The 21,200-nt window shown below is 70.3% G+C and carries 13 protein-coding genes; 6 read left to right on the plus strand and 7 right to left on the minus strand.

Going from position 1 to position 21,200, the window contains the following annotated elements; all coding sequences use genetic code 11:
- On the minus strand, positions 1–1,660 hold a 1,660-nt coding region (locus D7W82_RS06620), incomplete at its 3' end, for an OPT family oligopeptide transporter (RefSeq protein ID WP_147439246.1).
- Positions 1,661–1,884: 224 nt separating this feature from the next.
- Between D7W82_RS06620 and D7W82_RS06625 the strand changes: the two genes are divergently transcribed.
- On the plus strand, positions 1,885–3,777 hold the full coding sequence (locus D7W82_RS06625) for a Hint domain-containing protein (RefSeq protein ID WP_120617519.1): 1,893 nt from the start codon (positions 1,885–1,887) through the stop codon (positions 3,775–3,777).
- On the opposite strand, the gene D7W82_RS41380 is transcribed toward D7W82_RS06625, so the two are convergent.
- The 3 genes from D7W82_RS41380 to D7W82_RS06640 are packed head-to-tail and all read right to left on the minus strand — an operon-like array spanning position 3,774 to position 8,261.
- On the minus strand, positions 3,774–5,768 hold the full coding sequence (locus tag D7W82_RS41380) for a HipA domain-containing protein (protein ID WP_233587342.1): 1,995 nt from the start codon (positions 5,766–5,768) through the stop codon (positions 3,774–3,776). The genes D7W82_RS06625 and D7W82_RS41380 overlap by 4 nt on opposite strands.
- Position 5,769: 1 nt before the next feature.
- Positions 5,770–7,434 carry a DUF262 domain-containing protein gene (locus D7W82_RS06635; RefSeq protein ID WP_120617520.1) on the minus strand — a complete coding sequence of 555 codons (1,665 nt, stop codon included), beginning with the start codon at positions 7,432–7,434 and terminating at the stop codon, positions 5,770–5,772.
- Positions 7,435–7,484: 50 nt separating this feature from the next.
- A complete protein-coding gene (locus tag D7W82_RS06640; RefSeq protein WP_120617521.1) occupies positions 7,485–8,261 on the minus strand; it encodes a CPBP family intramembrane glutamic endopeptidase in 777 nt (258 codons plus the stop codon).
- Positions 8,262–8,486: 225 nt separating this feature from the next.
- Here D7W82_RS06640 and D7W82_RS06645 point away from each other — a divergent pair, with 225 nt between their 5' ends.
- Positions 8,487–9,668, plus strand: a complete 1,182-nt coding sequence (locus D7W82_RS06645) for a hypothetical protein (RefSeq protein WP_120617522.1) — start codon at positions 8,487–8,489, stop codon at positions 9,666–9,668.
- Here the strand turns inward: D7W82_RS06645 and D7W82_RS06650 are convergent.
- Positions 9,665–11,329 carry an alpha-amylase family protein gene (locus tag D7W82_RS06650; RefSeq protein ID WP_120617523.1) on the minus strand — a complete coding sequence of 555 codons (1,665 nt, stop codon included), beginning with the start codon at positions 11,327–11,329 and terminating at the stop codon, positions 9,665–9,667. The two genes, D7W82_RS06645 and D7W82_RS06650, sit on opposite strands and share 4 nt — an antisense overlap.
- A gap of 158 nt (positions 11,330–11,487) precedes the next feature.
- Here D7W82_RS06650 and D7W82_RS06655 point away from each other — a divergent pair, with 158 nt between their 5' ends.
- The 4 genes from D7W82_RS06655 to D7W82_RS41385 all read left to right on the plus strand — a co-directional run bounded on the left by D7W82_RS06655 (position 11,488) and on the right by D7W82_RS41385 (position 16,134).
- A complete protein-coding gene (locus D7W82_RS06655; RefSeq protein ID WP_120617524.1) occupies positions 11,488–12,450 on the plus strand; it encodes a TIGR03885 family FMN-dependent LLM class oxidoreductase in 963 nt (320 codons plus the stop codon).
- Positions 12,451–12,474: 24 nt separating this feature from the next.
- The gene (locus D7W82_RS06660; RefSeq protein ID WP_120617561.1) at positions 12,475–13,578 is read left to right on the plus strand and encodes a winged helix DNA-binding domain-containing protein; all 1,104 of its coding nucleotides are present in this window, start codon (positions 12,475–12,477) and stop codon (positions 13,576–13,578) included.
- Between the two features lie 138 nt (positions 13,579–13,716).
- Positions 13,717–15,348 carry a Tox-REase-5 domain-containing protein gene (locus tag D7W82_RS06665; RefSeq protein ID WP_120617562.1) on the plus strand — a complete coding sequence of 544 codons (1,632 nt, stop codon included), beginning with the start codon at positions 13,717–13,719 and terminating at the stop codon, positions 15,346–15,348.
- A gap of 12 nt (positions 15,349–15,360) precedes the next feature.
- Positions 15,361–16,134, plus strand: a complete 774-nt coding sequence (locus D7W82_RS41385) for an immunity 52 family protein (protein ID WP_233587343.1) — start codon at positions 15,361–15,363, stop codon at positions 16,132–16,134.
- On the opposite strand, the gene D7W82_RS06675 is transcribed toward D7W82_RS41385, so the two are convergent.
- Positions 16,100–19,045 (minus strand): DEAD/DEAH box helicase, encoded by a 2,946-nt coding sequence (locus D7W82_RS06675; protein WP_120617525.1) that lies wholly within the window; start codon positions 19,043–19,045, stop codon positions 16,100–16,102. The genes D7W82_RS41385 and D7W82_RS06675 overlap by 35 nt on opposite strands.
- Positions 19,046–19,114: 69 nt before the next feature.
- Positions 19,115–21,172, minus strand: coding sequence for a TonB-dependent siderophore receptor (locus tag D7W82_RS06680; protein ID WP_120617526.1), 2,058 nt, complete (start codon positions 21,170–21,172; stop codon positions 19,115–19,117).
- Between the last annotated feature and the right edge of the window lie 28 nt (positions 21,173–21,200).

Genomic DNA, 21,200 nt, shown 5'->3' on the forward strand with positions numbered 1-21,200 from the left:
ACCCCAGGCAGGTGGAGGCAGGCAGCAGACACGCCAGCCCCATTCCTACCGCCGAGGGCGTCCAGCGGCGGAGGCGCTCCGGCAGCGCCTGCTCACCCAGCGTGAGGACGGCCGCCGCCCCCGCCGCCCAGGCCATGGCGATCCGCAGGTCCGCCGAGACGGCGTCCAGCCCCGACGCCAGCACCGCCGCCACGCCCGCCGTCATCGTCGCGGCCGGCGCAGGGAAGCGCTCCGACCCCAGCACGGACGGCTCCGGCACCAGCAGGTAGAACAGCGGCACCACCACCAGCGCGCCCACGACACACCCCACCAGCTGCGCCAGGAACACGCGGCGCGGATTCGCACCCAGCAGGTGGCCCGCCTTCAGGTCCGTGAGCAGGTCCGCGGAGGAGGACGCCGCGTTGACCGTGATGCCCGCCGTCGCCAGGTTCGCGCGCACGTCCCCGGGCAGGAGCACGCCATACGTGAGCTGCGTCACCTGCCCCAGCGCGCCCACGGGGCTCATGTCCGTCTCCCCCGTGACACGACAGGAGATGAGGCACAGCACGAACGACAGCGCCACCGCGAGCAGCGCGTGCGGCACCGGCACGTCGAAGCCCACCTTCGCCAGCGCCACCGTCGCGGGCGTCAGCACCAGCATCCCCGCAACCCACCACCGCCCGGGCACCTGGAGCGCTTCAATGGGATGCGGCGCCTGACGAGGCCCGCGCAGCCCCCGCAGCGCCCTGCCCCACACGCGGGCCTGGAGCGCGAACTGCAACAGCGACGCGGTGGTGAGCGCCGCCGCTCCCGGCCACAGCGCCCACGCGAGGAAGTCCCCCTCCGGAGCCACCACGCCCGCCGCCATCAACCGGGGCGCGACGACGCCGTGGACGACGAGCGCCCCCAGCCACATGGACGCGGTGACGCGCAAACCCAACAGCGCGCCTCCACCCACCGGCATCAACCCCGTCTCCAGCGCGAACCCCAACCGCTCCAGCGACACCCCACCCAGCGTCCCGGGAAACGCAAACGCATACGGCAGGCGCCCGAAGCCATCACGCGCGAGCGTCAACACGCCGGCAATCAGCCCGCCCACGCCCAGCATGCGCAGCCGCGGCCCCGCCGCCTCCCCTCCCGAATGCAGCGCGCGAGCCGTCGCCGCCGCGGCCGTCCCGGACGCGAACGGCAGCTGCTCCCGGTCCACCAGCTGGCGCTTGAGCGGCACCGCGAACAGGACGCCCAGCGCGGACAACAGGAACGTCCACGCGAGCAGCGTCACCCCGGGCAGGTGGTGCCCCGTCGTCAACAACCACGCCCCCTGCACCGACACGAGCGCGCCGCCCGTCGCGTACCCCGCCGACGACGCCACCGTCTGCGCGCATCCCAGCTCCAGCAGGGACAACGGGCTCCCGGCGACACGGGGGCTCAAGCGCCGCAGCGTCCCATGCGTCGCGGACGCGAGCAGCGCGGCGGTGACGGCCACGCCGAACGCCACGCCCGTCTTCAGGCCCGCGTAGAGGTTGGTGGCGCAGGTGAGCACGCCCAGCCCCGCGCCCAGGAGCACCGCGCGCAGGGTGAGCTGGGGCAGCCGGTCGCCCTGATACACGTGCTTCAGCCAGTAGGTGTCCACCTCCGCCTGCGTCGTGCCGGGGACGGCTCGGGGGGCGGGGGCCGGCATGGGCCGCCCATCCTCTCCGTTCGTAACCTCCCGCGCTACATCCCCGGCCAGCTGTGACCCGGGATGTCTCAATCCCTGTCGCCTCCGCCTGACCAATCACAGGCACGGAGATGTCACAGACTTCAACCTGATTTCATGGGACATCCAGGACTATCGGGAGCATACTCAATGTGAACCGAGCCAACACTCATTGTGAGGAGGCGTCCGGTTCGCGGAGTTCCCCGATGCTCCATGTCGCCCCCAGCTGGAAGCGCCTCGCCCTGTCCGCGATGGTGTTCTCGACTCCCCTCATGGCCGGCTGCACGGCCGAGCCCCCGCGCGAAGCGCCGTCAGCCGCCGTGCGCCAGGACCGGGCCCACGACTCGCTGAAGATGTCGAAGCTGTACGCGCAGTGGAAGCAGCAGCACGCCGATGGCACCCAGATGCCGCTCGACCTGGGCGACGCGGATCAGTACGCCTTCCTGATGAAGCGCCTGGAGGCGGCGGGCAACACCCCGGCCAACTCCCCGCGCCTGTTCTCCAGCCTGTCGCGGCAGCGCGAGCGCGTGCTGGCGGAGAAGGCCTCCGGCAACGTGAAGGCGCAGACCACGACCGCCGAGTGGTGCGGCCACCTGCTGCCGCTGGAGGAGATTGCTCACGGCAGCGGTGAGACGACGTTCCAGGGCTCGGGCTACCTCACCTGCGCTGGCGGCGCGGACTACTCCTACGTGGACTTCAACGCGTACTCCACGACGCCGGACCGCCAGGAGTTCCAGCTGCTGGCCACGACGGCCACGGAGGACTACCTGGCCAAGACGCTGGAGACGGATCCGCTGAACGTGGTGCTGGACGCGGGCCCGGACCGGGTCCTGTACTACGACTCGGTGGCCATGGCGTATGACGAGGCCAGCGGCCGGATGGAGACCTTCTACTCCACCGCGGACACCACGGTGCTGCTCCTACCGCCGGGCCTGAACTTCGACCACCCGCGCGAGCTCATCGGCACGGGGCTGGCGGGCAACGCCATCCGCACCTGCCTGGAGCGCGGCTCCGCGACGGGCGCGCTGGACTGCGACTACACGCTGGCGAAGAAGGACGCGGCCGGCAACATCACCGCCTTCGCGGGCGGCTACACGGGCGTGGCGGCGGTGAATGCCCTGCAGTCCGTGACCGCGAAGAAGTGGCTGCCGGACACGACCGCCTACTGGCCCACGCCGGGCGCGTTCAGCGCGGCCAAGCTGTACCTGCCGGCGCGAGGCACCTACGTGACGGGCCTGCCGGCCAACTGCTCCGTGACGGCGGTGAAGAGCGAGGTGAACATCGTCCTCTTGAGCGCGGGCGGCCGCTGCAAGGTGAACAACGTCGCCGCGACCACGCCGGGCACGGTGGTGCTCACGGGCAGCCTGCCGCTGGGCACGGGCGCGGACGCGTCCAGCATCCCCTTCAACGGGCTGATGGACCTGGGCACGGACTGCCTGGCCCACGAGCAGGACGTGGCGATGCAGGCCTTCACCACGGTGAACGCGACGTGCCCCCGCTCCGGTGGCGGCTTCAGCCCGGTGACGCGCGTGGGCTTCCGCCGGCTGGCCGTGCTGGACTTCAAGAACAGCTGCCTCGCGGCGGGCACGCGCGTGCTGCGCGCGGACGGCAAGTCCGTCCCCGTGGAGTCCGTGAAGGTCGGTGACCGCGTGCTCTCGAACACGTCCGGCCGCGCCCTCACCGTCACCACGGTGACGAAGGGCACCGAGTCCCAGCCGATGGTGCGCCTGAAGGCGGGCAAGGGCCAGGACGTGCTCGTCACCAACACCCACCCCATGGTGAGCCGCACCCGCGGCGTCGTGACGGCGGGCGAGCTCGCGGTGGGCGACGTGCTCATGACGAAGGACGGCGAGGCGACGCTGGCCTCCGTGGAGCGCGTGCCCTTCAAGGGCCAGGTCTACAACCTGACCCTGGGCACGGACACGGAGCTGCTGGACGTGGGCGCCAAGGAGCACACGCTCATCGCCAACGGCTTCCTGGTCGGTGACGCGCGCATGCAGACGGACCTGGCGCGGCAGAAGCACACGCCCGTCGCCTCGGACGTGCTGGCCGTGCTGCCCGCCGCGTGGCACGCGGACTACCTGAACAGCCGCCGCTAGTCGCGCGAGCGCAGCAGGTAGAAGACGTAGCCGTAGCTGTCCCCGTGGCGGCGGTACAGGTTCACCTCCTGTTCCGCCGCCGCGATGACCTCGCGCAGCGCCGCGTCCGCGGTGGGGCGCAGCCGCTCGATGCGCTGGAGGAGCGGCGTGTAGTAGTCGTCCCACCACGCGGACGCGGGCAGCGTGAAGGTGTCCAGCACCGTGAAGCCCGCCGCCTCCGCGCTGGCGCGGTTCTGGGCGATGTTGCCCATGGACGGATACCCGGCGGCCCAGAAGCGCACCGCCTCCGGGGGCCGGACGTCCGTGAGCCAGGTGCACTCGGTGACGGCCACCAGCCCACCGGGCGCGAGCAACGGCCGCCACTGGCGCAGGCCCTGCTCGAAGCCCAGCAGGTAGATGGCGCCCTCGGACCAGAGCAGGTCCACGGAAGCGGGCGGCAGCGTCAGCGCGCGCATGTCCTCCTGGCGCGTGACGATGGCCTCCGACAGTCCCTGCTCGCGGGCCTCGCGCTCCAGCCGGTCAAGGTAGGGCCGGTGCAGGTCCACGGCGGTGACGCGCGTGTTCAGCTCCCGCGCGAGCACCAGCGACTGCCGTCCGGTGCCCGCGCCCAGGTCCAGCACGCGCGGCGAGGGCGGCAGCGGGGACAGGCGCCGCAGGGCTTCCCGGGTGCAGGCGTCGCTGCCGGGGCCCAGGCGGGGCAGCTCGTTGTAGAGGGTGAAGAAGGCGTTGACCGTCTGGCGCAGCTCGCCCGCGCTGCGCTTCACGTTGCCCTGGAGCAGCGGGACGCGCTTCCAGTGCTCCTCGATGCGCTGCTTGAAGAGCTCCGGCATGGGCAGGTCCGCGCGCAGCGTGGTCCACGCGTCGAGCGCGACCTCCACGGCGCCCTTCACCACCGGGAGGACGTCCTCGTCCGCCAGGCCCAGCTTGCGCGCCAGCCGCTCGAAGCTCTGGAGCGACACGTCCTCGAAGCGCTTGGACTTCGCCAGGTTCAGCGCGAGCTGATCCTGCGGCATGTACTGGATGGTGGAGACGAAGTCGTACGCGGGCGACAGCGTGGGGTGCGTGCCGTCCGGGTAGTAGAGCGACCAGTTCTTGTGGTGCGCGTCGCCGTTGCCGCACGCGATGATGAACACCAGCCGCCGCAGGAACTCCTGGAGCGCGTCCAGGCCCGCGACCTTGAGCAGCACGTTGGCGATGGTCTCGTAGTTGTACTTCTTGTACTTCTCGTCGGAGTACAGCCCCAGCACCTGCGCCAGGTCCTCCATGTGCACGCGGCGGCCAGGGGACGGCCGGTCGAAGCGGCGGATGGCGTAGGCCAGGTCCTCGCGCAGGGTGATGCCCTCCGGGAGGCCGTGCAGGTCGGAGACCGGGAGCAGTTGGAGCTCCGGCACGTCGATGCCGGTGGCGCGGGCCCAGGTCATCACGGACAGCTCGTTCTCCGGCACGCGGTCGTAGCGGTTGTCCGGCAGCTTGACGATCCAGTCTCCGCCCAGGCCGCCCATGGGCAGCGTCATGCCCCGGTCGCGCCGGAGCATGGAGAACTTGAGCTGCACGCCCGCGAGCGAGAAGCGCAGCGGCTCACCGTCCGACACGGGCTCGGCGGGGGCGTCCGTCAGGGGCGAGTCGTGGCCGGCGAGCTCGCCCGCGGGGCGGACGATGACGGCGCCGGAGAGGTCCGCGCCCAGGTGGGCGATGAAGAAGAACTCACGCTGCCGGGCGATGTGCTCGCGTTCGGAGATGAGGTCGCGCAGCGGGCCTTCGGGCAGCAGGTTGGAGAAGAACGGCGGCAGCCGCATGCGGCTGGTGTGGCGGCGCGACAGGTCGTCCTCGAAGAACTGGCCCAGCACGGGGCGCGGGTAGCGCTGGCGGTAGTCCTCGGAGAGGCTGAACTCGATGCGCTCGTCCGCGAGCAGCGTGAGCGTGCCGACGTGCACGTCGCCCATGAGGACGTCGAGGATGCCCGTGGTGGACACGGGGAGCGTGGGGTCCATGTCAGTCCTCATCGTCGTCGATGATCATCGACTGGAGCGAAGGCCGGTCCGAGTCGTCCCAGCGCGTGCGGGCCTCCATGAACTGGCGCAGCACGGGCTCCAGCACCGCCTGACGCAGTTGGAGGAAGCGCATGGGGTCCCCCCGCCGCAAGGCCTCCATGGCGTCCGGGGTGATGCCGTGGCTCTGGAGCACCTCCTGGCCCGGCGGCGATTGCGCATCCAGCAGCCTCGCGACCAACCCTCCCGGGATCCGCGGGTGGAAGAGGAAGTTGAAGGGGCGCTCCGTCACCCGCACCAGCGCGCGGCGGCCCTGGGGATCCGCAATGGCCCACCGCAAATCGCCCTCGAGAGGCAGGAGGCGCTGGAAGCCCTCACTCTCCGCCAGCACCTCACCGGGTTCGAGCACCCCGCCCGTCAGCAGGTCCCGGGGATGGAGGGACAACATGGCGATGCGCAGGACCAGAGGCGGTCGTATGGACGTGTGGGGGATGACCGGCATGCCGGTTTCCATCCACCAGCGGATGAGCGGAGGCGGGACCTGGGCCAGCAGCGCCTGGATGGAGCGCTCCTCATCGGAGCGGATGGCCGCGAAGACCTGGAGGGCCTCCGGGGGCTTCAGCTCCCAGCCGCCGAAGACGATGTGGCGCCAGAACCAGCGCGACACCAGCTCCCGGGAACGCGGCGACGGCTCCGGGTGCAGCTGGAAGAAGCGCGTCAGCAGGACGAGCGAGTTCTCCGGTGCCGGCAGGAGCTTGAGGTGCGGGATGAACGCATCGCGCTTGAGGAACACGATGGCGTCCCGGAGCGCCCGGTCCGTGCGGCGGACGGTCTCCGTGAGCTCGTCGTCCTGGTTGAGCTGCTCCTGGTAGCCCCGCGTGAAGTCCAGACCGCGCACGGCCAGCACCGCCCTGAGCAGCAACGACTCCGGGATGTTGCCGAAGCCCAGCTCCCGCAGCCCCTCGGTCACCGACTCCAGGCTGAGCGAGCGCGAGCCCACGTACAGCGCGTTGAACACCTCTTCATCCGTGAGCGGCCGGCCCGCGGTGTTGAGGCGCTTGAAGATGATGCGCAGGACCTTCTCGTCCGCCGTGTCCACGACGTACGCGGGCACCTGGTACTCGCGGATGGCCTTGCCCAGGCGGATGGCGGCGCGCAGGTGCTCCGGGTTCGCCTCACGGCCCGGGTAGCGGTTGAGCCAGTGGAGCAGCGACTCGCTGTCCAGCACCTCGTTCATCGGCAGCCAGTGCGGCGGCGGCGCACCGGACTCCGGAGGTGCGTGCAGCTCCTCCGTCTCCAGGTCGAAGTACAGGTGGAAGTCATCGCGTCCGGCCTCATCGCCATAGGACGGATGCAGCAGCACGCCCGCGAGCGCAGTCACGCGCTGCTGTCCGTCCACGGCCCACAGGCCCTGGCTGGTGGAGGGCGCGTCGATGCGCACGGGGCCGAAGCTGACGTTGGCGGCGGGGGCGTCCCGGCGCCAGAACAACAGGGTCCCGATGGGATAGCCCCGGTACACGCTGTCCAGCAGGTCGCGCACGTCCTCCGCGGTCCAGCGCAGGGGGCGCTGGAAGTCGGGGATGCGCACCTCGCCGCGCCGCACGCGGTCGAGCAGGTCCTCGATGCTGAACGACTTCGTCTCCGGGCGCCGCGTCAGGGGAGCGGGCATCGCGAGCCTCCTCCCCCGGGTCTGTAACCCGAAGCTCCAGAGCCCGCCACCTACACCGTGGAGTCACGTCGCTTCGGAAGCAGCACCACCAGCCCCAGCGCCACCAGCCCCGTCACGGTGGACAGGATCCGGCCGCCCTGCCCCACCGAGTTGACGTCCAGTTGCAGGTCCAGCAGCCCGTTCGCCAGGTTCCATCCCCAGTGCAGCCCCACGGCGCCCCACAGCGAGCCCGTGCGGGCCACCGCCGCCGCGTACGCCAGACCCGTGCAGAACAACATCAGCCACTCCAGCGGACCGTTGCCCAGCCGGTACACGTGGGTGAGCACGAACACGCACGCGGCCAGGACCACGTAGCCCGCGCCCCGCCCCGCCACCGGCCACGTGCGGTACCAGAAGCCGCGCGCGACGATGTCCTCCGCCACCGACGGCACGAACGTGGACACCGCCACGCCCAGCACGGCCAGCAGCAGCGCCGTCCCCATCAGCGGCTTCTCCAGGGGCTGTACGCGCATCACGCCGACCGCCACGCCCACCAGCACGGACAGCGGCTTGAGCACCAGCATCACCGCCAGCGCCCGCGCGAGCGCGGAGCCACGCCACTCCAATGCATACGCATGAAAGCCATTGCGGTAGCCCAGCCACCGCCCCACGCCCCAGGCCACCGCGTGGAAGAGCAGCATCAGCGCCGCCGTCACCGCGAAGCTGCCCAGCACCCGGCCGCCAATCCCCTCCGGCGCTTCGTAGCAGGCGAACAGCACAGCGAACGCGAGCGCGGAGCGCAGCGCGACGCCGGGAGGAGACGATGACTCGGAAGGTGCGTGGCTCATGAACGAGGCCCCCTCTTAACGCGGGAAGTGTCCCCACCGCGCAGCCAACCTTGAAGCCCTGCCGTGGTGACTGGCGCCATCCTCCTGGTGACTGGAGTCACCGCCGGAGCGCCCGCCACCGCATCCTCATCCCTGGAAAGTCCACGAGTTACGAGCGGCCCCGGGGCGGCATGGGCGCTGCAATGAGGTCAGGCAACGTCGCAGCTCAGACCCCAGGTGAAAACCATGATCGACCTCAAGGCCACGGCCCGCTCCTCCTCCCTGATGCGCCCCAGCACCGCGGAGTCCGCGCTCGTCAACCCGAAGGCACAGCTCTCCGCGGGGCCCGTGGCGGACGCCTCCCAGAGCATGCCCGCGCGGGGCTTCAGCCAGGTGGATTCGTTCGAGCCCGCGATCATCAACCGGCGGCAGCCGCTCGCGATGCCCGGGATGGAGGGTGCGGCGGACATGCTCGGCGCCCCGGCCGCCTACGCTCCCCGCGGGCTCCCCCCGCAGCTCCAGGACCTGTCTCCGGCCTCGGTCGACTTCGCCCCCCACGGGCTCCCCCCGGAGCTCCAGGATCTGGCGCCGGAACCGGTCACCTTCGCCCCCCGGGGGCTCCCCCCGCAGCTCCAGAACCTGGCCCCGGCTCCGGCTCAGACCCGGGAGCCGGCTCCGGCTCCGGAGTCCTCCAACTCCGGCGTCCCCAGCGCCAATGACAAGCGCCCGGCCGGGGACAAGCGGTCCGCCGCGCAGATCGTCGACGACACGCCCGCGCTGAAGAACCTGGGCCGCCAGAAGGACATCAAGTTCGACCAGCTGTGCAAGCAGACGGGCGTGGACCCCAAGCTGGACCTGAAGGACCCCAAGCAGAACGCCGACGGTGTCTACCGTCTGGCCAAGGTGCTGGAGTTCATCGACAGCGCCAAGGCCTCCACGGGCGACGACCGGTCGAAGAAGGTCCAGAACGGCAAGGGCGACGGCAACATCGAGGGCATCACCAAGGACGGCGACGCGCGCCACGGCACGGAGGCCGGCATGGTCAAGGACTTCGCGGAGAAGGGCTACTCCTTCCTGGGCGAGCACCAGCTGCCGACCACCAAGGACACCCACGTGAAGGCGGACGGCAGCAACAAGGACAACTTCCAGTGGGCCGCGGGCGAGGCGGGCAAGGCCCTCTGGTTCCTGCCGGGAGTCAGCAACGTCCTGACGGGCGTGGGCAACTCGGAGGGCGGCTTCAAGGGCGTGCTCGAGGGCGCCGCGAAGGGCTACGTCAACACCCTGAAGGGCGCCGCGGAGGGCGTCATCGGGTCCATCACGAAGGGCCGCGCCAACCCGGCCGGGATGATCTTCGGAGCCTTCACGGGCGCGCTGGCCAACACCGAGGCCGCCCCGCAGCCGGTGAAGGACATCGCCAGCATGCTCTAGGGCAAGGGCTCCGTCCGGTGCTTGCGCGCGGGGTTCTCCAACCCCACGCGGAACCACCGGTAGCCGTACCCCTCCAGCGTGAGCACGTGGCGCTGGCCGTCCACGGGCTCGGAATGGTCCTCGCTCAGCACGTTGAACAGCGTGCAGGGCGCCTCGCCGCCCGGATCCAGCTTCACCGTGCAGGGCCGGGCGGACAGGTTGTGCAGCACCACCAGCGCGTTGCCCTTCCACTCATACCGGATGGCCAGCACGCCCTTGTTGCCCGTGCGCAGCACCTTCCACGCGCCCCACCCCAGCTCCGGGCACTCCTTGCGCGCCCGGATGATGCGCTCGGTCCAGTTGAGCTGCGAGCCCGGGTCGCGGCGCTGCTGCGCCACGTTCACCTGCCGGAAGCCGAACGGCCCCTCCGACACCAGGGGCTTCACCGGCTCTTGCGCCAGCGTGAAGCCGCCGTGCGGCTCCGGGCTCCACTGCATGGGCGTGCGCACCGCCTGCCGCTCCACGAGTGACAGGTTCTCCCCCATGCCCAGCTCGTCGCCGTACCAGAGCACTGGAGTCCCCGGCAGTGAGAACATCAAACTGTAGGCCACTTCGATGCGGCGGCGGTCCCCGTCCAGCATCGACGCGAACCGGCGGCGCAGGCCCCGGTCATACAGCTGCATGCCCTTGTCCGGACCCAGGGCCTCGAAGACCTCCAGCCGGTCCTCGTCCGACAGGCGCCCCAGGTCCAGCTCGTCGTGGTTGCGCAGGAAGTTCGCCCACTGCGCCGTGTGCGGCAGCTTGGGGGATGACTTCAGGGCCTGCACCAGCGGCGTCACGTCCCCGCGCGTGAGCGACAGGTAGAAGTTCTGGTTCGCCAGGAAGTTGAACACCATCTGCATGCGGTCGTTGTCGCCGAAGAACTCCACCACCTCGTGCATGGTGACGTTGGCTTCCGCGAGCAGGATGGCGTCCCCTTTGCGCCAGGAGAGGAACTCGCGCATCTCCTCCAGCAGCTTGTAGGGGTTCTTCACGTCCGGGTTCTTCACGCCCTTCAGCTCGACGAGGAAGGGCACCGCGTCCACGCGGAAGCCGGACACGCCCAACTCCAGCCAGTACCCCATCACCTTGAGGATCTGCTCGCGCACCTCCGGGTTCGCCACGTTGAGGTCGGGCTGGAAGTCGAAGAAGCGGTGGAAGTACCAGAGGCGCGCCTCCTTGTCGTACGTCCACGTGGAGGGCTGCACGCCCGGGAAGACCATTCCCTTGTGGGCGTCCTTGGGCTTCTTCTTCGACCAGACGTAGTAGTCGCGGTAGCGGCTGTCCGGGTCCTTGCGCGCGGCCTGGAACCACGGGTGTTGATCCGACGTGTGGTTCACCACCAGGTCGATGATGACGCGGATGCCGTGCAGCTTCGCCTCGTGGGTGAAGGCCACGAAGTCGCCCAGGTCCCCCAGGCGCGGATCCACGCCGTAGTAGTCGCTGATGTCGTAGCCGTTGTCGCGGTTGGGCGTGGGCTGGAAGGGCAAGAGCCACAGGCAGGTGATGCCCAGGCCCGCCAGGTAGTCCAGCTTGCGGCGCAGGCCCGTGAAGTCCCCCACGCCGTCGCCGTTGCCGTCCATGAACGTCTCGACGTCGAGGCAGTAGACGACCGCGTTCTTGTACCAGAGGTCTTCAATCATGCCGTTCCCTTTAGCCCTCCGTTTCCGGGCGGCATCCGGAGACTCCTGCGCGCCGTGAGGAACCCCACACCCGGGGGCCGCCAGGGTTCGTTCAGCCAACACTCGCGCGAAGACAGGCCTCGCGGCCGGGCCGCTCCGGCTCCAGGGTGGGCGCACCCATGCCCCTCATCGGCTTCCACGCGTCGCACGAACAGTTCCCGCCCAGCGAGCTCCTGCGCCTCAGTCAGAAGGCGGAGGGCGCGGGCTTCCAGGCCGCGCTCAACTCCGACCACTTCCACCCGTGGACGGAAGCGCAGGGACAGAGCGGCTTCGCGTGGGCGTTCATGGGCGCGGCGCTGGCGACCACCGGGCTGTCCTTCGGCTCCGTCACGGCGCCGGGCCAGCGCTACCACCCGGCCATCGTCGCGCAGGCGCTGGGCACCCTGAACGAGATGTACCCCGGCCGGGCGTGGATGGCGCTCGGCAGCGGCCAGTACCTCAACGAGGCCATCACCGGCACGGGCTGGCCCGCGAAGGACCTGCGCAACGCGCGCCTGAAGGAGTGCGTGGACATCATGCGCGCCCTCTTCCGCGGCGAGACGGTGACGCACCGGGGGCTCGTCACGGTGGAGGAGGCGAAGCTCTACACGCGGCCCAGGGACATGCCCCTCCTGGTGGGCGCGGCCGTGACGCCGAAGACGGCCGGTTGGGTGGGGAGCTGGGCGGACGGGCTCATCACCACCGCGAGGCCCCCGGAGGAGCTGCGCAAGGTGGTGGATGCCTTCCGCGAAGGCGGCGGCGAGGGCAAGCCCCTGTTCCTCAAGGTGCAGCTGTCCTACGCGAAGGACGACGAGCTCGCGCGTGAAGGCGCGTACAACCAGTGGGCGTCGAACATCTTCGCCAACGGCGTCCTCACCGACCTGCGCGCTCCCGCGCAGTTCCAGGAGGCCGCGAACGTGGTGCAGCCGCACGACCTGGACGGGCCGCTGCGCGTCTCCAGCAGCCTCCAGCAGCACGTGGACTGGCTGGGCGAGGACCTGAGCCTGGGCTTCGACCGGCTGTACCTGCACAACGTCAACCGCGAGCAGGACGGCTTCATCGAGGCCTTCGGCGAGAAGGTGATTCCCGCGCTCACGCGCTGAGAGCCGCTGGGTATGCTCGGGCGCATGCCCAGCGACGTCCTGTCCCGTCAGGCCCTCAACCGCGCCACGCTCGCGCGCCAGCTGCTGCTCACGCGCGAGAAGATGACCGTGCCGCGCGCCATCGAGCACCTGGTGGGGCTGCAAGCGCAGCTCGCGCGTCCGCCGTACCTGGCGCTCTGGTCCCGGATCCAGGGCTTCCAGCGCGACACGCTCACGAAGCTGGCGCTGAAGCGGGAGCTGGCGCGCGGCACGATGATGCGCGGCACGCTGCACCTGATGACCGCGAAGGACTACCTGCGCTACCGCGGCCTCTTCCAGCCCCTGCTCAACGCGGCCATGCGCTCCGTGCTGAAGGAGCGCGCCGCGGCGTTGGATCTGCCCGCGCTCCTGGCCACCGCGAAGCCCTTCCTCCAGGAGCAGCCCCGCACCTTCGAGGAGGTGCGCGAGCACCTGCTGAAGCACCACGTGGACGGCGATGAGCGGGCCATGGGCTTCGCCACGCGGATGGGATTGCCGCTCGTACAGGTGCCCGAGGTGGGGCTGGAGTGGGGCTGGCCCGGCAACTCCGGCTTCACGCTGGCGGAGTCGTGGCTGGGCGAGAAGCTGTCGACAGACGACGACGCGTCGCCGCTGGTGCTGCGTTACCTGGCCGCCTTCGGTCCCGCCACCGTGGCGGACATGCAGGCCTGGTCCGGCATCAAGCCGTTGAAGGACGCCTTCGAGAAGGTGCGCGGCAAGCTGGTGGAGTTCCGCGACGAGAAGAAGCGCGTCCTCTTCGACTTGCCCAAGGCCCCGCGCCCGGATGAAGACACGCCCGCGCCGGTGCGCTTCCTGCCGGACTTCGACAACCTCATCCTCTCCCACGCGGACCGCACCCGCGTCGTGCCGGAGGAGCACCGCGAGAAGCTGTCCACGAAGAACCTGCGCGTGCTGAACGTGTTCCTGGTGGATGGGCACGTCGCGGGCTCGTGGAGCACCGAGCGCAAGAAGGGCGTCGCGACGCTGGTGTGCAAGCCCTTCGAACCGGTGAAGAAGCCCGTCCGCGACGTACTGGTGCAGGAGGGAGAGGATCTCCTGCGCTTCAGCGACCCGGACGCCGCGAAGGTGGCGGTGACGTTCGCGACCTGATCGCGCCAAGGAACAGCTCGACTCCTGCCTGGCCGGGTTGTCGGACCCGGCGGTTATGACCGGGATCCGCACGCCAGACCGGTGTGCCGTCAGGAGGCGCGAGCAATGGGTCACCTCGAGTGGGCCTGGGGGCGAACGATGCGCGCTGACGTCCTGCTTGCGTGCGTGGCCCTCCTCGTCACCGGCTGCGCCTCGGCGCCTCCCAGGCATGGAGGTTCGCTGAGCTACACACCTCGCACGGCCGCCGCATCCCCTGGCGTGCGCGCGTCGAGCGATGAGGCGCCGCGCGCATCCGCCCCTGCGCCGAGCGTCGCGCCTTCCAGTGCAGCTCAGCCGTTGTACCGCCGCAAGGCCGAGCGCGAACGGGCGACGGGGGCAAGCCCTGTTCGCGCGGTGGCCATGGCGGAGGTCCCCCGTCATGACGACGCACAGCCGGACGCATGGGAGCAGTTGCTGGCGAACGCGGGGCTGGAGGCGCGAGACGAACGCCCCCTGGCTGGCGAGCTGACGCCCACGCAAGCAACGCGACTGATGGGAGTGCTGCTGAGCAAGACCGTCACGTTGAGCACCTTCCCGCCCCGGATGGCCACGGGGTTCATCCTGCGCGAGGTGATGGGGGGACGCGCGGTCACACGGCAGGAGTTGTCCCGGCGGTCGGAGCGCTTCTCCAGGGAACGGATCGCGGTGTTACGCCCCGACGGGTACCTGGCCTGGGCATTCACAGGGCACACCCAGCAAAAAGTCGCGGCGGTTGAGTGGAGGGATGGCGCCTTCCGCGCGCATGGCTTCGAGCTGGGTCGCTTCTACGGCGGCAAGGGCGGTGCCTTCCGGGCGCTGGACGCACAGCTCCAGGCTTCGGACTGGCGGCCCCTGGCCGAGGTGTACGACGACGCGGACGTCATCAGCCGCACGCTGGACGGAGCCGAGGACGCCTTCGTGGAGCTGTACCACGCGCTGGGCCAGTTGCTCACGCGCCCCATGGACAGCATCGCGGGACTGAGCCACCTGCCAGCGGGTGTGGCGGCGCTCATCGCGTCCACGCCCATGTACTGGGAACGCTTCCAGTCCATGACCCGTGGCGAGCAGATCCGCGAAGTGTCGCGACTGACGACGGGACTGCTCCTCACCGGGGGAGCGGCCTCGGCCACTTCTCGGACGCTGAAGGGAATGACGTTCGGCGCGGAAGTCTCGGTGCCGGTGCTCTCACTGTCGGCGGAGGGGGCTCTGGCACTGGAGCGCGTTTCGGTGCCAGCGGGGCGCGCGGCGGCGGCACTGAGCGGCGGGCCCGGGGCGGCCATCATCCTCCAGCGCGCGAACGCGCCGGGCAGTGGCGCCGCACCGTCCAAGGGGCCCGGGCAGTGGGCGCCCGCCAGGGAGTCAATGTCTCCGCGTGCCCGGCGCTACCAGGAGCAGATCACCGGGCACACGGCGGATGAGGCGTACTGGGTCGGCGGCACGAGTACGAAGGACGGAGGCGTCAAGTTCGACGGATTCAGGGATGACGTGCTCCTGGACGCCAAGGGCCCCGGCTACTCGGCGTTCTTCAATGACGACCTTACTCCCAAGGATTGGTTCCGTTTTTCGGGCAAGGCCGAGGAACTCGTGACCCAAGGCAGTCGGCAGGTCGAAGTCGTCCGTGGAATGGGAATTCGGATTGAATGGCACGTCGCTGAGAAGCATGCGGCAGACTCCATTCGGAAGTTGCTGTGGGACAATTCCGTTAAGGAGATTGTCGTCATTCCCACCCCAGTGCATCCCTTGAATCCTTGAGAGAATCACCTCATGACGACGCTTGCTGATTCCGGGACCTATCCAGAGACCTACTATGCCGGTGCCTACTGGGGTCCTCGGCGAGAGTCTCCCGAGGAGTGTGCCCAGCGCGCGGCGGCCTTTTTCAACCTGCTGGCCGCATGCGATCCCCTGCTGGCGAACTGGAACAAGATCCCCAAGCCGCGCGGCAAGGGACGCAAGACGCCCCTCATGCCTCCCGACCTGCCCACCCTGACGGAAGCGTTCCGGCGTGGCGTCAACCGCGAGCCGGGCGGACCGGCCTTCGAGCAATTGGGGCTGACGGTCAGCGCATACAACGATGGGCCTCCCAATGAGATTGTGTTCGTCAATATGACCTGCGGGAGCTACGCGCAGACCAACTCCGCCAACGTATGCGTCCTTTCAATTCCCTCGAAAGGAGAGAGCGCTGAGCGAATGCTCACGGCCTCCATGCTGACGGACGTGACTCGCAGCATGGCATTGGCCTGGGAATCCGACTGGGCGGTGGCCATGTCCCACGCGCACCGGGACCTGCAGGATGCGGAAGGCGAGGCAGACATCTGGCTCGGCTGGGTGACGTACCTCTCCCGTGACCGGGGCACGGTGCCACCCCTGCCCGCCCCCGTGCGCATCGAGCCGGTGGAGGACAGGGGCACGTTGATCATCCTGACCCCCGAACGCTTCACCGTGGCCAACCCCGAGCACGTCGCGCTGGCGCGACGTGTGCGCGAACTGCTGGCCCAGGCAGGGCTCATGCGAACAGCTGGAGAAGGTCCTCGCGGGTGATGGCGGCGGCGCCCGCGGCCTCGCTGAGCGCGGCTTCGAACAGGGCGCGCTTCTTCTCCTGGAGGCCCAGGATCTTCTCCTCCACCGTGCCCTGGGACACCAGCCGGTAGACCATCACCGGCCGCTCCTGCCCGATGCGGTGCGCCCGGTCCGCGGCCTGCGCCTCCACCGCCGGGTTCCACCACGGGTCCATCAGGAACACGTGGTCCGCCGCCGTGAGGTTCAGGCCCGTGCCTCCGGCCTTCAGCGACATGAGCAGCACCGGCGCGCCGTCCTGGCCCTGGAAGCGCGACGTCACCTCGCCCCGGTTCGCCGTCGCGCCGTCCAGCCGCTCGAAGCCGATGCCCGCTCCCTTGAGCCCCGGCTCGATGAGGTCCAACAGCGACGTCCACTGGGAGAACACGAGCGCCTTGTGGCCCTCCGACACCGCCGTCTCCAGCGCGTCCACCAGCGTCTGCACCTTGGAGGACGTCTTCGCCACCTGCCCCGGCACCAGCGCGGAGTGGCAGGCCGCCTGCCGCAACCGCAAGAGCGCCTCCAGCGCCTTGAGCACGCTGCCGCCCTCGTTGAGCAGCGCCACCACCTCCGCGCGCGTCGCGGCCATCACCGCGTCGTAGACGGAGCGCTCGCGCTCATCCAGCTGCACGTGCATCACGGAGTCGGTGCGCGGCGGCAGCTCCGGCGCCACGTCCCGCTTGAGGCGGCGCAGGATGAACGGGCGGATGCGGCGGCGCAGGCCCTCCGCCGCTCCGGGCTTGCCGTCCGCGATGGGCTGCGCCGTCTTCTCCTCGAACTGGCGGCGGCCTCCCAACAGGCCCGGGTTGGTGAAGTGCATCAGGCTCCACAGCTCGTCCAGGCGGTTCTCCAGCGGCGTGCCGCTGAGCGCCAGGCGCAGGTTCGCCTTGAGCCCGAACGCCGCGCGCGACACCTGGCTCTCCGGGTTCTTGATGGCCTGCGCCTCGTCCAGCACCACCGCCTCCCACGTGGGCGCGCCCAGCACCGCCGCGTCCAGGCGCAAGAGCGCGTACGTGGTGAGCGTGATGTCCGCCGCCGGGTCCAGCTTGCGGCCGGGGCCGTGGTACACGCAGACCTTCAACGACGGACGGAAGCGCGCAAGCTCCGCCACCCAGTTGGGCAGCACGCTCGTGGGGCACACCACCAGCGACTTGGGCCCCAGGATGCAGATGGTCTGGAGCGTCTTTCCCAGACCCATGTCGTCCGCGAGGATGCCGCCCAGCCCCGCGCCCTTGAGGAACGACAGCCAGCTCACGCCCTGCTGCTGGTACGCGCGCAGCGTGGCGTTGAGCTCCGCGGGCAGCACCGGCGGCGGCAGCTTCTCGAAGCCCTCCACCAGCGGGGCCAGCTTGTCCAACCCCGGAGGCGGCGGCTGGTCCAACGACTCGCACAGCTGGGTCAGCTCCGGCAGCGCGTGGTTCGCGACGCGGCCGTCCGCCTGACGCGCGGCCAGCAGGTCCGCCACGCGCTGCCCGTTCTTGTCCAGCCACGCACGCGGCAGCGGCGCCCAGCCGCCTCCATCCAGCGGCACCAGCCCCAGCCCCTCCGTCCACGCCCGCACCACCGCCGCCGCGTCCACCGTGCGCGCGCCGCCCTTGCCGCCCTCGACCTCGAACTCCAGCGTGAAGCGCACCTCCGGAACACCCGCGCCGGACGCGCCGCCCTCCACGCGCAAGGCAGGCTTGAGGCGCATGTCCGGGCTGACGATGCCCGCCGCGTCGCCGCCCAGGTCGCCCCGGAACTTCCGCAGCTTGTCCGCGAAGCGCATCATCTCCGGGCCCTGCACCGTCAGCCGGCGGCCGGGCACCAGGTTCAGCTCGTCGCGCAGCTGGTGGAGCAGCTTCTGCTCCGCGGCCTCGTCGCGCAGCGGCACCGCGCCGCGCAGGTACACCATGCGCCCGTTGTCGATGCGCACCGTCGGCGGCGCGCCGTACACCAGCGTGGGCAGCACCGACAGGCCCTGGGTCAGCTGGTTCAGCTCCAGCAAGATGCGCGGCTTCAGGTCGCGATCCAGCGGCGGCAGGCGGCGGCTCTTCATGTCCACCGGCATGCGCCGCGCCAGCTCCGGGAGGATCTTCGCGGACAGCTCCCCCAGCTGCTCCGGTGAATACGTGCGCACGAGCGGCAGGTGCTGGAGCCACGCGCCCGTCATCGCCGTCTCGCCCAGGCGCACCAGGGACTCCGCCGTCAGCGCGACGCCGGGGCTCACCACCTCCGTGATGCGCGGGTCGCGCGTGATGGTGATGACCCACTGCTGGCCCTTGTCCTCCACCTTCGCGCGCGGGGGCAGGACCTCGCCGGACACCGCCACCGGCCGGCCGTCCAGCAGCACGTTGCGCGCGGGCTCCAGGGCCCTCAGCAGCGCGTCCAGCTTCTCCGCCAGGAGCGGGCCCCGGGTGCGCCGCTCCAACAGGCGCTCCATCACCAGGTCCACCTGCTCCACCTGCAACGTGACGCCGGCCTGGGGCTTCGCCAGGCGACCGGTGAGGTCCTCCAGCGGCTCCTCCGTGCCGTCCGCGTGCGCGAGGACGCGGTGCAGTTGCAGCCCGCCCTCCACGCGCGTGAAGCGGTACACCACGCGCGACCAGCGCTCCGACACCGCCTCCAGCGGCGCGTCCTGCTTCTCCGCCTTGTCCAGGGAGATGGCCGCCGCGACCACGTGCTCGCACGGGTCCACCGGGCTGGGGCAGTCGCACTCCCACGCCTCGTCGCCCGGGTAGAGGACGACGGTGAAGGCCACGGCCCGGCCCGCCACCTTCACCCGCAGCTCGACCTCCGAGCCCGTGCGCGACTGGAGCGCCACCGCGCCGTCCCGCGCGAGGCTGACGCCCTTGGACCAGAGTCCCGGCTTGGCTTCTTTCCGGACGGCTTCGAGGAGCTGGGTGTTCTCGGACATGGCAGGCGGCTTCCCTACGCCCCGCCACGCCCTCGCGCAACGTCGGATGCGGTCCGGATGACGGCCAGGCTACTCGTCGTCGTAGGACGGCTCGAACATGTAGGTCAGCTTCACCATGAACTCGCGGCTGAACACCGGCAGGGGCGCGTGGCCGCCGTTGTAGGGCTGGGCCACCCGGAAGTCGCTGCCCAGGAGGTTGTAGACGCCCGCGCCAATCTCCAGGCCCTTCGTCCCCACGTTCTCCGCGCGCACGAAGAGGTTGAGCAGGAGCCGGGGCGACAGCGTCTGGACCTCCGACACGCCCTCCTCGTCCGGTGCCCCCACGGCGAAGCGCTGGCCCACCAGCACGGCGGTAGGGCTGACGGACAGCCACGGCAGCACCTTCGCCGTGCCCGCCAGCGTCACCTTGTGCGTGGGCAGGCCGGTGAAGGCGTTGGGCTGGCCGGGCACCAGGTAGTCCTCCACGTCGTTGCGCCCGCCCGGCCGGTAGAACGAATAGCCCGCCTGCGCGCGGCCCCAGGACCCGCGCAGCCGGTAGTCCAGCTCGATGCCCCGGCTGCCCAGGCGGCCCAGGTTGCGGTACGCCTCCGACGCGGTGATGGGGTCGTACGAATAGATGATGGGGTCCGTCACGCCCACGTCGAAGGCGTTGGCGCTCAGGCTCTGGCCCTCGCCCAGGCGCACGGTGGCCTCCAATTCGTACACCGTGGTGCGCTCCGGCCGGACGTCGTCGCCCAGGGAGATGTTCTCGATGCCCGGCGCGCGGAAGGCGCGGCTGTACAGGGCCTTGCCGCTCACCGGCCCGAAGGACTTGAGCAGCACCAGGCGCGGCACGAACGAGCTGCCGAAGGCGCTGTGGTCCTCGAAGCGCGCGCCCGCCACCACCGTGGCGATGGGGTTGTCCGAGTACACCTCCATGAAGGCCGCCACGTTGCGGTAGGAGACAACGTCCTCGTCGCCGTTGAAGGGCTCCTGCAGGCCGATGCCCGCGGGGCCCCGGAGCTGGCCCTGGTCGAACGCCAGGTCCACGCCGCCCGTGAGCTGGAGGAAGTCGAACGCCGCCCAGCGCGCCAGGGCCCGGCCCCGCAGGCGCCGGTAGCGCTTGTCGTAGAAGAAGTCCGACGACTCGTCGGAGTCCCGGTAGGACTCGCCCAGCGTGAGGTTCAGCCGGGGGATGATTTCAATCCGGTCCGTGGGCCGGAAGCGGTCGCTCAGCTCGGCATGGAACGACTCGAAGTCGGTGTTCGCGGGCGCGGGCAGCACCTCGTCCACGGAGACCACCGACGTGGTGTCCTGGCGCTGGTACAGGATGCTCAGCTGGAGGTCGCGGTAGCCCACGCCGGCCTGCACCACCGTGGGGTCCATCCGCGACGCGCCGTTCATGCTCGCGGAGCCGCCATAGAAGTCGTCGAACACCGCGTCGCTGCGCTGCCCCTGTCCCAGCGACGCGGAGGCGAACGCGCTCAGGCCCGGCACGCTCTCGAAGACCTTGCGGCCGGACAGCGTGAGGCTGCGGCGGCCCAGGCCGTGCGAAAGCTGCCCGTACGTGCCCACCGCCAGCGCGTCCGTGCTGCCCTGGATGCCCCGGGTGATGACGTTGATGACGGCCAACTCCGCGTTGCCGCCGTAGATGACGGAGCCGGGGCCACGCACGACCTCGATGCGTTCAATCAGCTCCACCGGGAACTCGTGCCCCAGCTGCATCGTGGAGTAGAGCTGCTCGTTCATCTCCTTGCCGTCGATGATGAGCAGCACCTTGCCTTCCTGGCCCCACAGGCCGCGGAAGCCCGGCCCCACCGTGCCCTGCACGTCCACGCCGAAGAAGAAGCCGGGCACCTGCAACAGCACGTCCATCAGGTCGCGCGCGCCGGAGGCCTTGATTTCATCCGCGGTGATGGCCGTCACCACCGCCGGAGAGTCATGCAGCCGGGTGATGGCGAACGACGCCACCTGGCTGTGCACCTCCGGCTCTTCCTCCAGCGGAGCCTCGCGCTGCTCCTGGGCGGAGGGCGTCTCCGGCGGCCCGGGGTCCAGGGTGGGCTCCGGCGCCGTCTGCGCGAAGCCCGTGCCCGCGCCCAGCAGCGCAAGCCATACACACACACGACGCCCGTGACGGGTGAAGCCCATACGAAACAACCTTCTCGGAGTTGGGGGG

The sequence above is a fragment of the Corallococcus sp. CA049B genome, from assembly GCF_003611685.1.
In the GTDB taxonomy this organism is placed as follows: domain Bacteria; phylum Myxococcota; class Myxococcia; order Myxococcales; family Myxococcaceae; genus Corallococcus; species Corallococcus coralloides.

Coding starts and splice junctions, on each gene's coding strand:
- D7W82_RS41385 (WP_233587343.1), top strand. CDS start 15,361: ATGACGACGCTTGCTGATTCCGGGACCTATCCAGAGACCTACTATGCC.
- D7W82_RS41380 (WP_233587342.1), bottom strand. CDS start 5,768: ATGGACCCCACGCTCCCCGTGTCCACCACGGGCATCCTCGACGTCCTC.
- D7W82_RS06625 (WP_120617519.1), top strand. CDS start 1,885: ATGCTCCATGTCGCCCCCAGCTGGAAGCGCCTCGCCCTGTCCGCGATG.
- D7W82_RS06665 (WP_120617562.1), top strand. CDS start 13,717: ATGCGCGCTGACGTCCTGCTTGCGTGCGTGGCCCTCCTCGTCACCGGC.
- D7W82_RS06680 (WP_120617526.1), bottom strand. CDS start 21,172: ATGGGCTTCACCCGTCACGGGCGTCGTGTGTGTGTATGGCTTGCGCTG.
- D7W82_RS06660 (WP_120617561.1), top strand. CDS start 12,475: ATGCCCAGCGACGTCCTGTCCCGTCAGGCCCTCAACCGCGCCACGCTC.
- D7W82_RS06645 (WP_120617522.1), top strand. CDS start 8,487: ATGATCGACCTCAAGGCCACGGCCCGCTCCTCCTCCCTGATGCGCCCC.
- D7W82_RS06655 (WP_120617524.1), top strand. CDS start 11,488: ATGCCCCTCATCGGCTTCCACGCGTCGCACGAACAGTTCCCGCCCAGC.
- D7W82_RS06675 (WP_120617525.1), bottom strand. CDS start 19,045: ATGTCCGAGAACACCCAGCTCCTCGAAGCCGTCCGGAAAGAAGCCAAG.
- D7W82_RS06650 (WP_120617523.1), bottom strand. CDS start 11,329: ATGATTGAAGACCTCTGGTACAAGAACGCGGTCGTCTACTGCCTCGAC.
- D7W82_RS06635 (WP_120617520.1), bottom strand. CDS start 7,434: ATGCCCGCTCCCCTGACGCGGCGCCCGGAGACGAAGTCGTTCAGCATC.
- D7W82_RS06640 (WP_120617521.1), bottom strand. CDS start 8,261: ATGAGCCACGCACCTTCCGAGTCATCGTCTCCTCCCGGCGTCGCGCTG.